A 13,822-nucleotide genomic window follows, 5' to 3' on the forward strand; every position below is an offset into this window, starting at 1 on the left:
TTACAGTTGACATTTTGCTCCACATAACTCGTTCTCGCACGCTTGCAATAGAGAGGCAATGGTTAGTATATGGAGATGGATACTTCATCGTAGCAAAATTCTTTCTTATCACTATTCCAAAGAAAAACAGTGTAACGGTTTGGTTTTCCTGTGTTGGTATAATGTATGGCTGGTAAAATATAGGAGATCGATCTCCATTTTCCTGCATCTTGTTCATTTAACTCGATGGAGAATGCATATTGGCTTACCGATTTATTGCCTACTTCGTAATTGGCAATAAACAATATCTTACCCTCTTTTTCATTGGAGAAGAAGTTGGCTTTAAAAACCGGATAAATCGATTGCAACGACTTAAGTGTTGAGTCGGTTAGGGTAAAGTTTAAACTCCATTCGTTATTTTGGGCGGTATAGCCCACATTGTTTGCTGTGTCTAATGGATTGCTTTTCGATACTAAATTACCCCAATAGCTTTCGGGTAGGTCGTCAAAGTTTATAGTGCTGTGCAGTTTTGGTACTCGTTTGGTTAATCCAAGCAAATCCCATGGCTGCTGCTTTTTTGTTGGCACTGTCTTCCTAAGGACAGTTAGGTGATCGTTTCCTCCAACTCTCACTGTTTGTTCCAATAGTTCAGGGTAGGTCTGTAGCAATTCAGGATATAGCATACAGTTCTGAACCACAATGTAGTCGTATTTCCAATTTATTGCATTTTGAATTTCTTCTCGATTGGAACCTAATATGGCGAACCCTTTCCGCCGCATGTGGACAAAGGCATTGTTTGGGGTTTGTGATTCCAAAACCAGAATGATTGCCTCTTTTGAAATGTTTAAGCTATCGAGCAACTGCTTTGAATCGGCGAAATCTTGGACTAAAACTTCTGTTTTATCCCAAATGGCGGTTTGCTGTCTGCTTTTAACACGCTTATGGGCATCGCGCTGAAATAATCCAATAAATATGCATACTACTACTATGCTTATTGTTTTTTGGATCTTCGACTTAATTCGAAATTGCCCCGATAGGTATCCTACGAGAAGGATAATTGGGAGGAAAAAAGAATCCAGAAAGTAGTAGTCGTGGTATTGAAATTGCTTAGCCATGAGCAATGAATAGAGGATGGAACCAACGCTTGCAATTAAAATCTGAAATCCAAATTTATTCCTCAAGGAATCTTTCTCGCGTCCCTTGACTATAACCATGATGACACTTGCTAGGGTCAACCCTAGTAAAAACAGGTAGTGGTAACTTGTAAAGAAGTGGTTGCCCCATCTATTGATAACCTCGGAAAGGAGCAATTTAAATTGTGCAAATGATTCGGTATATGATAGGAGATTTAAGAAGATAGAACCGTTTAGGCTTCGGAGGTGCTGGTTGTAAAGAAAGTATCCAAAGATTAAGAGTATGGAAGTAAGGAATCCAATGCATTTTCGTATGTCGATCTTTCTTCTTAGAATAAAATAGAAGCTCTCTTGGCATATTACGGCAAAGAGAAAGATAGCAAAAGGCGTTCGAGCTAGTGTTGCAAGCGTGAAGAAAACTAATGCTAACAGAAAGTGGCGGTTTTTGGCTCCCTTAAGATGAATTACGTAGAAGTAGTAACCAATTATGGCATTGGCCAACGACGGTATGGTAGGGAGGAACGTCGCTTGGTAATATAGAAAAACTGGTGAAAGCATTGCAAATGCTACTGCCGCAAAGGGCGCAAGAAAATTTTTGGATATTTCACGAGTTAGTAGAAACAGGAAGATCAATCCTACAAGGCTGTATAGCAAAAGGTATATTCTCATCCAAAAGGGTGATGTGGATCCGGTTATTCCCATCAAAAGGGCTGGAATATAGGCATGGATTGGGAAATCGGCACTGGTGACTCCTGTAGGATATGGGTGGGCGAAATTGTTTGGAAACTGCTTGTTGAGGTTGTAGGTTTGGGGATGGAAGAAATCGTAACCGTTTTCGGTAAAACCAAGTGCAAGCGCGTATTGATCGGCCTGAGCCCATGCATGAATATAGGACGGATACGTTTTTATTTCATTTCGGTGGTAATGAAAGGAGATGGTGATAAGAAATACTGAGAGAATGGTAATCGAGAGCCATTTGAACTTTTTTGTTCCAGTTGCTGAATCCATAGCCATGTGTCAAAATGAACTCAAAACTAGTAAAATTTAGCCGAGCATTTTCCTTCTTTTTTTGCAAAACTGTATTTACTATGAAAAAGGAAAGAGTCTCATATCCATTGAGACTCTTTCCTTTTTTGACTGTCTACTTGCTGTATTGATCGATTACTTGCTGAATACTTCGCTGGCATACCTTGCAGAACACCTGATGCCTAGTATACATTATGCAATCAATTTGAGAGCGATATAGACCTTTGGGGGTATATCCGGCACCTTCGAAAGCACCAACAACATCACGGTATTTTTCTTTCGAAAAGAGTTCATCCTCCTGATTCATTTGGCGGATAAACAGATTTTCCATTATGTTTTCGGGAACTTTAGCGTTACGTAAACTATCGCGCACTTTCTGAATTCCATATCCGAATTTATCAAACTCCTCTTTATTCCACGGAGTTGGGATGGGGGTCGTCGCGGAAACTAATTCTTTCCATTTCAGATTTGGCTTGTCAAGTAGCGCCGTAATATTTGGTTCCCATGGTTCCACGGATATGTTTGGAGCCTCATACGAAACACTGCTTGTATAGTATTCGTCGGCTAAGGCGGCCATGTGATGTCCCATTTCATGGATCATAATGTATTCCGAAAACTTATTATCGGCTGCTACGGTTGTGTATAGATTGTATATTCCACCTCCGCCGTAGTTCTTTTCGTTAATCAGAATAACCATGAATTCGTATGGAACAGCCGAAGCTACATCGCGGATAGTTTTATTGTCGTAGCTGAGGGCATATCGTTCCGAATCGAACGTGCTGTAGCGAACCGATAGTGGGGATCGCTTATTTATTCCAAAGTGTGGACGGCTAACGCCACTTTCGTCGGCAGGGGTCTCCACCGCTCTAATATTAATGTCCTGAACTCTTGTTCTAAACGGTTCTGCATTCATTAGGGATGCGGAAAGTCGCTTTGCATCGGCTCGGAATTTTGCCATTTCGGCCTTTGAGTAGCCGTCGCCTAGGATAACGATATCGAGTTTATCGGCAGCAGGGCCATTCACTTGAATTGCATCAACAACTTCTGTTGCTTTTCGGTCGGCCGGATTCACAAGTCGCGACGAAGGATCAACGGTTGTTGTAAATATGGTTTCGAATTTGTTAAGGGTATTCCGTTTTTTAATTTTAACGATGATCGGGTTTAATGGCCATGGGAATCGTAAAGATTCGTGAAATGTTCCGTATTGTGATTCTGCTTCCGGTGTTGTTTGCCATTCACCAAAAATGCTTGCATATCCGCGGGAGTAGAGTAGGGCTTTCGATGCAGCATCGATAACTTCGAATAGGTAAGGCCCAAGTTCCAACTTGTCAATCAGAATTTTGCTACTACCTGCCCAAGGCCCATCCGATAAGGCCTGATCGATGGCAAAACTCTCGGTTTTGGCGTTTCCTGTGTGGAAATAGTCCAGCCGCATGGTTTTAGGCGTAAAGAATGTTTCGAAGGAAACATCACCTTGGTTTACCACTGTAATAGAATCGACGAATTGGGCTGATTCTGTTACGGTTTTTGGTTTTGAATTGCAACTGAAAAGCAAGGTGCTTGCTGCGATTATCAATATTTTATACATAGGTTTGGGGGTTGATTTCGCGTACAAGGTAAAAAAGTTTCAGGTAGAATAATCTCTACTAAACTGTAATTTTTTAAATGCGAATGTTGCTTTCCCTCCGTATCTAGCGAAGTTATTATGCACCTGCTTTTATCGGATACATCTTTTTTTTATTGAAGAGTAGTTGTTTATGAGGATTTTTCGATGGCCACACTTGTAACTTACCCTTTTTCTCCCATTCGCTTGGCAATGATACTCGCGGCAATCAACTGAATTGCATGGTAGAACATTAACGGTAAAAGAATTATACCGGCTGCCGCTGAGTGAGGAAAAAGGACCTTGCTCATTACTGTTCCATGCACGAGCGATTTTTTCGATCCACAGAAAAGTGCAGTAATGCTATCCTCCCTCGAAAATCGAAGCAAACGGCTAATTACGGTGAGGGTGCCTGCCATCAGAAAGAATAGACAGGCCATTCCTATTCCAAGGAAGAATAATTCAAAAATGGTAAATCCGTTGAACATCTTTTCGGCAAAGGACTGGCAGAATGCGGTATAAACAATTAGCAGAATGGTGAGTTGGTCCGATTTTCGTAGCGTTTTTTTGTGCCTGTCAGCAAAGGCGCCTAACTTGGGATGCAGGAGAATACCAAGTGCTACTGGCACAATTACCTGAAGTATCAATTTAAAGATAATAACCGAAAGATCAAGATCCCCATTGCTTGTGTTGATAAATACTCCCATCCAAATAGGGGTGATAAATACCCCCAGTAGGGCCGAAATACTTGCGTTGAATATCGCTCCAGGGATATTTCCCTTGGCTAACGAAACCATTACCACGGAAGACGATACCGTTGAAGGCAGAGCGGCGACAAAAAACACGCCAAGCCACAACATTTCTCGACCCGTAACGGGTATAATTGTCCCAAGTAGCAGAATTAGGAGTGGAAAGAGAATGAAGGTAGTTATCTGGACAACCAAGTGAAGCCTCCAATTTCCAAGCCCTTCCCTAATCTTTTCCGGGCTTAATCGGAGACCATAGAAGAAAAATATTAGGGATACTCCATAGTTGGCGATTTCCTTTAATGAAAATATACCTTGCTTAATTCCGGGCGTTGGCCAAATATAGGCCAGCAGAATCATTCCTAGGAGAGTAATAATAAACCCATCAAGGCCTATTTTTGTGCCAACCTTCTGTAGCCGGTTCCTATATGCATCGACCATACTTGTATCGAAATGGTATCAGTTTCGAGGGGCAAATGTAGTGTTTGAATTACAAACCTACGAGTATATCTTTTGTAAAGCAGATAAATTGTTAGTTGTGAAGTGCTATCGGTAAAGGATGAACATAAAGAAAGCGGTCATTGACCGCTTTCTTATAAACACGCCCATCGAGGATTATTTTCTTCCATCTTCTACAACGAAGTATTCTAGCGAACCAACATAGGTTCCCGTTATACTCTCATCTTTATAATTTTTTCCGTTGAGCGTAATTGTATACTCAGAATTTGATTTGGCTACAGTTATGGTGCCGCTCACAATTGAAACCTTAGTGGCATCATAATCTGCAAAATCAACATTGAGGTAGAGGTCTGCTTCGATGACTGTACCAGCAATGGTTTCATGGTTTATTGTGTATGCTCCTGGGGTAATCTCTTTGGAAGAGGTTGATAGAAAGTCAACTGCAATATAACTTCCGGTTCCCGTTGGAATTATTCCGTCATAGTTCAGTCCTTCTGTGTGTAAGGTCAGCGATAAATTGTAAGGGGTCGAAGACGGGGTGGTTGGATAGTAATCAATAAAGCCGCGGGGCATTGAATAGGTCACACCCTTATAGGTAATAGTACCAACTCCCGGTGCCTTGTCGTCGTCGTCTTTGCTGCATCCCGAAAAAATAATAGCAATTGAAAATAGAACGAAAAAAACTCTTTTCATGATAAAATGAATTAGTGGTTAGGTTTGGTTATTCTTTACAAAAATAGGTAAATTGTTTCGTAATTCGAACATGTATGGTATGTATTGGACATTACCTAGTATTTGATCTGGAATTTGTTAAACTTATTTTCGTTTTTAAAGTCTAAAATTTCATAAATCTAACTGTAATAACCAAGTATGAAAAAACAATTGTTATCTGCTTTAGCCATATTAATTGGTTTAAGCACTCAAGGACAGGAGGAGGGACGACTCTTGCGATTCCCCTCTGTGGGTGAGAACCAAATTGTGTTCACCTATGCCGGCGATCTGTTCACCGTTCCGTTGAACGGTGGGGTAGCCCGAAAGTTAACCTCTCATAATGGTTTTGAATCGTTCAGTCGATTCTCCCCCGATGGCAAAACAATTGCTTTCACAGGTCAGTATGATGGAAACACCGAGGTGTTTACAATTCCATCCACTGGAGGTGTTCCCAAGCGTTTAACCTATACTGCTACCCTTGGTCGTGACGATGTGTCGGATAGAATGGGACCAAACAATGTGGTGATGACGTGGACTCCGGACGGTAAGAGTGTTGTTTATCGTTCGCGTAAGCAAACGTTTAACGATTTTAAGGGACAACTCTTTAATGTTTCTGTGAATGGTGGTCTTTCGGAAGAGTTGCCACTTCCTGAGGGCGGTTTTTGCTCCTACTCTGCCGATGGAAAACAGCTGGCATTTAATAAGGTTTTCCGTGAATTCCGCACTTGGAAATACTACAAAGGTGGTATGGCTGACGATATCTGGATTTATGATTTTGCATCCAAAAAAACGGAAAATATTACCGATAATGTGGCTCAAGACCTCTTCCCAATGTGGATAGGAGAGGAGATTTTCTTTCTTAGCGATCGTGATCGTATCATGAATATATTCTGCTACAACCTCTCTACGAAGCAAACCACAAAGGTTACCAACTTTACGGAATATGATGTTAAGTTCCCCTCTTTCTCAAAGGCTAACATTGTTTTTGAGAATGGTGGTTTTATTTACAAGTTTGATGTAAAATCAAAAATTGCTGCAAAGGTTAATATTTTAATGGCTGATGATGCCGTTAATGGTAGGCCGGAGCAGGTCGATGCATCCAAGCGTATTTTCTCGGTTGATGTTTCACCAAATGGGGAACGTGTGCTATTCAGCGCAAGAGGTGATGTCTTTTCAGTCCCTGCAACCGAAGGCATTACCAGAAACCTTACCGCTACCTCCAATGCTCACGAGCGCCGCGGATCATGGTCACCTGATGGTCGATGGATCGCATACCTTTCCGATGCTTCCTGCGAGTATGAAATATGGTTACAACCTACCGATGGTCATTCAGCACCTTATCAACTTACTACCGGCGGCGACACTTACAAATTTGGATTTGAGTGGAGCCCTAATAGCAAGAAGATACTATGGAATGATCAAAAGGGGCAACTCCAGCTTATCGATATCGAATCGCGATTGGTAACGTTAGTTCGAAAAACTGAATTTGGCCGATTGGGTGATTATTCATGGAGTCCCGATTCACGCTGGATTGCTCTTGCCGATGGTGAGGCAAACGATATGAATCGAATTTTTGTCTACAACGTCGAATCGAAAGAAATCACTGCAATTACCGACAGTTGGTATACTTCCTATAGTCCCACATTTTCGAGTGATGGAAAATACCTTCTATTTATTTCCGATCGGGATTTTAATCCAACTTATAGCGATACCGAGTGGAACCATATCTACCAGAAGATGAGTAGGGTTTACCTTGTTCTTCTCTCCAAAGATACTAAATCGCCGTTTGCTCCCGAAAACAGTGAAGTAAAGCCTGATTCTGCTCCAACTGCCGAGGCATCTAAGACACAAACCAAGAATAAGAAAACTGGGGATAAGGAGAGTTCATCGGACGCCCAAAATGCAGCAGAATTGGTGAAAATCGATTTTTCTGGTATCGCTTCCCGCATTCTTCAACTTCCCATTGAACCATCTAACTATTATGGCATTAGTAGTGTTGATGGTAAAGTTTACTATAATACTTACGAGGATGACAAGGGTGTTCTTAAATTTTTCGATTTAAAAAAGAAGAAGGAAACCACCCTAGGAGAATATCGCTACCAAATATCCGCCAATAATAAAAAAATGCTCGTTATAAAGGGCAATACCTATGCTGTAATTGACCTTCCTTCATTGCCCATATCTATTGATAAGACAGTTGATTTGTCGGGTATGAAAATGGTAGTGGACTACCATCAGGAATGGACGCAAATATTTGATGAGAGTTGGAGGCAAATGCGCGACTTCTTCTACGTTAAAAATATGCATGGGGTGGACTGGAAGCATATGCACGACAAATATGCGGTATTACTTCCTTACGTAAATCAAAGGGCCGATCTTACCTATGTTATTGGAGAAATGATTGGTGAATTAAGCATTGGGCATGCCTATACCAACAGTGGTGATATGGTTAAGCCAACAAGAATTAATACGGGATTGCTGGGTGCTAAATTGTCGCGCGATGCAAGCGGGTTTTTTCGTATCGATCAAATTTTAGAGGGTGCAACCTGGAGTGAATCGTTGAGGTCACCACTGATGGAGCCTGGTGTGAATGTTGCTACAGGAAACTTCATTGTTGCAGTTAACGGTACTCCAACAAATTCAGTTCAGGACATTTACTCTTTGCTCGTAGGGTTGGCCAATAAGCAGGTTGAGGTTTCTGTAAATAGTAAGCCAATGCTTGAGGGTGCCAGAAAGGTTATCGTTGTACCTATCGATAATGAATCCGATTTATACTACTATAGATGGGTTCAGGATAATATTCGTAAAGTTGATAAGGCAACGAATGGCCAGGTGGGTTATATTCATATTCCAGATATGGGCGTTGCGGGACTCAATGAGTTCATTAAGTATTTCTACCCTCAACTGAACAAAAAGGCGCTGATAATTGATGATAGAGGCAATGGCGGTGGAAACGTGTCGCCAATGATTCTGGAACGACTTAGCCGAGTTCCATACCGGTATACGGTGCGTAGAAATTCAACCCAAGTGAATCCGGTTCCTGACAAAACCTTGGTTGGACCTAAAATTGCCCTAATCGATAAGTATTCCGCCTCCGATGGTGACCTTTTTCCTTATGGTTTCCGTCAACTTGGTCTTGGAAAACTAGTGGGTCAGCGCAGCTGGGGTGGTGTTGTTGGTATTAGTGGATCGCTTCCGTTTGTTGATGGAGCCGATCTTCGCGTGCCTCAATTTACGTCTATATCAGCAGATAAAGGCCAGTATATAATAGAAGGTCATGGTGTTGATCCTGACGTGGAGATTGTAAATGATCCTGCTCAAGAGTATGCCGGTAATGATCAACAACTCAATAAAGCCATTGAATTGATATTAAAAGAAATAGAGTCTCGATTAGATGTGCCAGCGGTTCCTTCTGATCCGGATAAATCAAAATAACCGAATATTGTCACTGGAAATAATTAAGGGTTATTTCCAGTGCCCTTATTGTTAACAATTATTAACGGAACTGAATAGAATATGTGGAATAGAACACATATATTTGAACCATTATAGTGCTTTTTTATTGGTTAGTCATCGCATTTATTTTTCGATTATAAGAAATATTTGCGTAAAAACGATTTAATTTTGTTGACATCAAAAAAAAACACTATTTTTATTGGGTCTTAATAAGTAATTACTAGGTTTGATTTTTAACGTTTTACTAATTAATAAATTCGCTACTATGAAAAAAATCGTAATTTTCGCTTCTGCTGCAATGTTAGTTTTAAGTTTAAGCCTTTCTGCTTCGGCTCAGGATACCAAAGCCGATGCAAAAAAGGAAACTAAGAAAGAGTGCTGCCAGAAGAAGGAAGGCAAAGACGCTAAGGCTTGCTGTGATAAGAAGGATGCTAAGGCTTGTGATAAGAAAGATGTAAAGGCTTGCGATAAGAAAGAAACCAAAGACGCAAAGCCTTGCTGCGATAAATCAGCCAAGACAGAAGTTCCTGCAAAGAAGTAAAGTATTTTACGTCGATATTGAAAGGCCAAACCTGCAAGGGATTGGCCTTTTTTATAAAATATAAGCTTATGGAAGTCATGCTTTTGGTTCTAATTTAGCATTTATTCTAGTATTCAGCCTGCATAAATGAACGATCTGCTATCGACTGCATTTTTTCTCCGTTGGTTAAACTTTTACACGATTACGCTATCAAATTAATAATTTTCAACAACAGCTGATTATCTAAAAAATAACTCAATTTTTCAATGCCATGAAAAGAAGTCTATCGCTAACAATTATTGCCTGTTTCTTTGCACTACTTGTAGTAGGACAGGAAAAGGAAACGACCCCACCTGCTGGGTATCAGTTTTCTCCCATTAAGGAATTAAAAATAACTCCAGTAAAAGACCAGAACCGTTCGGGCACTTGCTGGAGTTTTTCAACGGTTGCTTTTCTTGAGTCTGAGCTTTTGCGCATGGGCAAACCAGAGGTAGATCTTTCGGAGATGTGGGCTGTTAGGTACGCTTATTCCGATAAGGCAACCAAGTTTGTCCGTCTACAAGGTGGACTAAATTTTGGTGGTGGTGGAAGTTTTGCCGATGTCATTTATGTTCTTCGGAACTATGGTTATGTTCCCGAAGTGGCATATTCAGGTTTACAGTATGGACAGGATAAGCATGTTCATGGCGAATTAGATGCTTTGCTTAAGGACTATGTCGACGGCGTTATAAAGAACCCTAACAAACAACTTTCAACAGCATGGCATAAGGGATTTGATGGTATTCTCGATGCATATTTGGGCCCTGTACCTGAAAAATTCACCTATAATGGAAAGGAGTATTCTCCAAAAAGTTTCGGACAATCGTTGGGTCTTAACCCAGACGACTATATTTCATTAACATCTTATACCCATCACCCTTTCTACTCAAAGTTTATTCTTGAGGTTCCTGATAACTGGATTTGGGAAGAGTCCTATAATTTGCCTTTGGAAGACTTAAAGCGTGTTTTTTCTGCCTCCATTGAGAATGGCTATACTATTGCTTGGGGATCGGATGTGAGTGAAAAGGGTTTCTCCTATAATAATGGGGTTGCCGTTGTTCCTGAAGCAAACACTTCCGAAATGAATGAATCCGAGAAGTTGAAGTGGTCTTCGAAAACCGAGAAGGAACGCCAAGCAATGCTTTACTCATTCGATAAGCCAGCTATGGAGAAGACAATTACTCAAGAGCTTCGCCAAAAAGCTTTTGATAACTATCAGACTACCGACGACCATGGCATGTTAATTTATGGTAGTGCAAAGGATCAAAACGGAAAACTATATTATATGGTTAAGAATTCGTGGGGCGCCGAAGGAAAGTATAATGGTAATTTTTATGCTTCCGAAGCCTTTGTTCTCTATAAAACGATGAATATCATGGTACATAAGAATGCTATTCCTGCCGATATTCGAAAAAAATTAGGTATTTAGTTTTTGCTAAATCAATGAAAAGTTCTGCTTAGGCAGAACTTTTCTATTTTCATTTATCCTGTTATTGTTTTGTTTGGTCAACAAAAACAATTCTCACCTTTGCATTGTTGTTTTTTTGTACTTTTTTCGTATTTTTAGTTCAGGTAAAAAATAACGCTATGGCATCTGCAAACGACTTAGTAATAAAGGAAACCTCAAAGACTCCAGGTATTAACTTTTCTCGAGGGCTCCTTAAAATGAGTGGTCGGTCCATTCCCGAAGATGGAATAGTTTTTTATCAACCAGTAATGATGTGGATTGAGGAGTATATTAAATCGCCTGAGCCATTAACTCGTCTTGATTTTCGGTTGGAGTACATCAATAGTGGATCAAATCGGTTTGTATTCAATATACTGAAATCGTTTGAAGAGTGCCATAAATCTGGCGGTAGTGTAATTGTCAATTGGTATTACGAAGAGGATGACGATACCATAAAAAATCTCGGGAAGGATTTTGCATCACTCCTCGAGATTCCGTTCAAATTAGTCGAAACTGTGGGCTAATCATCATCCTGATCAGCTCCACTCTCTTCCTGAATATGCTGTTGCTCATTGCCATCATAGAATATGGTGATCTTAGCAATATCTCGCATAAAGTCAATGTTTCCTATTGAAACTCTAACCACATTGAGGCCTGTTCTGTTGCGAAGATCTTCGAGTAGTTCACCTCTTTTTTCGGGATGAATGAGGTTTATCTTCTCGTAAATTACCTCTTTTTGATTTTCGTGGCTGTTTCTCCAAATGGTTTCTAACGTGTAGGTTACACAAAGAATAGCTACGTTAGAAAAGAGTAATTCCGCATAACTAACCTTCTTATTGGCTATTGCATTTATAAGTGATAGGGCAATTACCAAAAACAAGTAGGTCATCTCACGAATAGGTATGGGGTTGGTCCTATATCGGATTATGCCAAAAACCGCAAATAGGCCCAATGCAAATCCCAGCTGTAGCTTAACACTGGAAAGAAGATATGACATCAAGAATGTCAGAAATCCGATAATAAAAAAGGTGAAAAAGTAATCCTGACGGCGGTTTGTAGGGTAGTACATATACCTTATTACAACTATCAGCATTGTCAAAGTAATAGCAAGTTTGATTAATAGGGTATAGAAATCGTTGAATTCAAACAGCTTTATGCCAAAGAGTTCAGTGGGTAGGACCATACTAAGCAATGTTTCCATGAAAGTTTGTTTTAAGTTTTTGAAGTAACGGTTTAAATGCATTATGCTTAATGGTGGGATGAAACATTGCCACTGCTAAGCAATATTTACTAAAGGATATTGGATGTATGTGCTTTTCTTTAAGATAATTGGAAATGCCATTGTTACCAGAATCTTTGGCTCGCTTTACCTCTAGAATGATTAAGTCTTTAAAACTAAAGGAGAGGTCTTGGACAATAACTGTTAAATTGAAATCGATTGTAATACGCTCCATAAATTGCTCTGAGGTAAGGGTGGCGCGTTCGAAATTTGTTTTGGCAACTGGTTGAAGTTGGATTCCTAGAAGGCCTGAGTGCTTTGTTATGAATCTATTTTGCTTATCTCCGCCAATGTTGCATTCCTCAAGGAGCATCCGTTTTTTTTGGGTTTCGCCACCTTTATTTACCCTCTTCTTTATCTCAAGAAATATATCGCCCGTAGTGTTATACTTACGGATCCTGATTTTTACTCGGTTCAATCGCTTATTGTGGTGGTCTAGGTAGAACTGAAGATTTGGTGTATCGTAATAGGTCGTCTCATATGCCTGAAGAATATTACTATTGATGGTGAGCACATTGTATCCCATTTTTGCAACCCTTTCCGAAAGTTGCACAAACTCTGTTTCAGTAAGCAAGTATTTCTTATCAACTCTATTGAGTAGCTTAAGATTGTCGATCTCAGACAATCTTACTGGGTTTAAGCAATGCAACTTTTCTTCGAGGGGAATCATTATTGCTCCGTTTTACTTGAAGAACTTATACTCATATAATTTTTTGCTAATTGGGATTCCCTTTGGATTTAATGTTCTCTTCTCCGTTTTTAATTTTCCTTTGTATGTGTATTCGATAGTTTGCTCTACCGACCCATTTTTATCGAGCGTTACTTCCTTAAGAAGGTTATCTTCTGCTGAATACGTATATTTAATATGTGATTTTGTAGATCCATCATTTTCATATTCAATATATTCAGCAATTTCTCCACTTGTGGTAAATGTTTCTTCTTTTTCTTTACGCTTAACTTCTTGACCTCCGACGTAATCTATTTTCCACGTTATTTTCACTTGGATCTCAGCGGCTCGAATTTTTTTCTTGCTTTGGCCGGACAAACTCAGTGCAGTTAGCAGTAAAACCGCAATAATGTAGTAGAATCTCATAGTGCGTATTTTTAAAAACATTCGGTTATAGATACTATTTTCTATCTTTTTTTAGAAAATATATCTATGCTTTCCATCGTGGAAATTGGAAGCAATTTAAGAAAACTGTTTTAGTAACGATGCTTTCAACTGTTTTTTTATATTTGTAAAAACAAATCTTTCTTTTCCGATGAGATATAGATGTAAGGTATGTGGATTTATATACGATCCTGAGTTTGGTGATCCCGACGGTGGAATTGATGCAGGAACCCCTTTCGAGGAGATTCCTGATGGATGGGTTTGCCCAATATGTGGTGTGAGAAAGTGCGATTTTGTTGCTTTGGACGATTAA

12 protein-coding genes are annotated in these 13,822 nt (G+C 39.9%); 5 read left to right on the top strand and 7 right to left on the bottom strand.

The window, feature by feature from the left end:
* Positions 1 to 62 precede the first annotated feature (62 nt).
* From BLS65_RS01005 to BLS65_RS01020, 4 genes are all read right to left on the bottom strand, one after another.
* A complete protein-coding gene (locus BLS65_RS01005; RefSeq protein WP_170829955.1) occupies positions 63 to 2,120 on the bottom strand; it encodes a glycosyltransferase family 39 protein in 2,058 nt (685 codons plus the stop codon).
* 133 nt (positions 2,121 to 2,253) lie between these two features.
* Positions 2,254 to 3,726 (bottom strand): M64 family metallopeptidase, encoded by a 1,473-nt coding sequence (locus tag BLS65_RS01010; protein ID WP_092434401.1) that lies wholly within the window; start codon positions 3,724 to 3,726, stop codon positions 2,254 to 2,256.
* Positions 3,727 to 3,926: 200 nt separating this feature from the next.
* Complete coding sequence (locus tag BLS65_RS01015) at positions 3,927 to 4,928, bottom strand: bile acid:sodium symporter family protein (protein WP_092434404.1); 1,002 nt, start codon at positions 4,926 to 4,928, stop codon at positions 3,927 to 3,929.
* Positions 4,929 to 5,102: 174 nt separating this feature from the next.
* Positions 5,103 to 5,639, bottom strand: coding sequence for a hypothetical protein (locus BLS65_RS01020; RefSeq protein ID WP_092434407.1), 537 nt, complete (start codon positions 5,637 to 5,639; stop codon positions 5,103 to 5,105).
* Between the two features lie 177 nt (positions 5,640 to 5,816).
* On the opposite strand from BLS65_RS01020, the gene BLS65_RS01025 reads away from it, so the two are divergent.
* From BLS65_RS01025 to BLS65_RS01040, 4 genes are all read left to right on the top strand, one after another.
* On the top strand, positions 5,817 to 9,092 hold the full coding sequence (locus tag BLS65_RS01025) for a S41 family peptidase (RefSeq protein WP_092434410.1): 3,276 nt from the start codon (positions 5,817 to 5,819) through the stop codon (positions 9,090 to 9,092).
* 286 nt (positions 9,093 to 9,378) lie between these two features.
* The gene (locus tag BLS65_RS01030) at positions 9,379 to 9,654 is read left to right on the top strand and encodes a hypothetical protein (RefSeq protein ID WP_092434413.1); all 276 of its coding nucleotides are present in this window, start codon (positions 9,379 to 9,381) and stop codon (positions 9,652 to 9,654) included.
* A gap of 250 nt (positions 9,655 to 9,904) precedes the next feature.
* Positions 9,905 to 11,101, top strand: a complete 1,197-nt coding sequence (locus BLS65_RS01035) for a C1 family peptidase (protein WP_092434417.1) — start codon at positions 9,905 to 9,907, stop codon at positions 11,099 to 11,101.
* Positions 11,102 to 11,259: 158 nt separating this feature from the next.
* On the top strand, positions 11,260 to 11,643 hold the full coding sequence (locus tag BLS65_RS01040) for a DUF1987 domain-containing protein (protein WP_092434420.1): 384 nt from the start codon (positions 11,260 to 11,262) through the stop codon (positions 11,641 to 11,643).
* Here BLS65_RS01040 and BLS65_RS01045 read toward each other — a convergent pair.
* The 3 genes from BLS65_RS01045 to BLS65_RS01055 are packed head-to-tail and all read right to left on the bottom strand — an operon-like array spanning position 11,640 to position 13,491.
* Positions 11,640 to 12,320 carry a DUF4956 domain-containing protein gene (locus BLS65_RS01045; protein WP_170829956.1) on the bottom strand — a complete coding sequence of 227 codons (681 nt, stop codon included), beginning with the start codon at positions 12,318 to 12,320 and terminating at the stop codon, positions 11,640 to 11,642. The two genes, BLS65_RS01040 and BLS65_RS01045, sit on opposite strands and share 4 nt — an antisense overlap.
* Positions 12,304 to 13,068: a polyphosphate polymerase domain-containing protein gene (locus tag BLS65_RS01050; protein WP_092434426.1), complete on the bottom strand. Its 765-nt coding sequence runs from the start codon at positions 13,066 to 13,068 to the stop codon at positions 12,304 to 12,306. The genes BLS65_RS01045 and BLS65_RS01050 overlap by 17 nt, the downstream gene beginning before the upstream one ends.
* Positions 13,069 to 13,080: 12 nt before the next feature.
* Entirely contained in the window at positions 13,081 to 13,491 is a 411-nt protein-coding gene (locus BLS65_RS01055; RefSeq protein WP_125869718.1) for a hypothetical protein, read from the bottom strand.
* Between the two features lie 169 nt (positions 13,492 to 13,660).
* On the opposite strand from BLS65_RS01055, the gene BLS65_RS01060 reads away from it, so the two are divergent.
* On the top strand, positions 13,661 to 13,822 hold the full coding sequence (locus BLS65_RS01060; RefSeq protein WP_092434431.1) for a rubredoxin: 162 nt from the start codon (positions 13,661 to 13,663) through the stop codon (positions 13,820 to 13,822).

It is taken from the genome of Williamwhitmania taraxaci, assembly GCF_900096565.1.
Classification (GTDB): Bacteria; Bacteroidota; Bacteroidia; order Bacteroidales; family Williamwhitmaniaceae; genus Williamwhitmania; species Williamwhitmania taraxaci.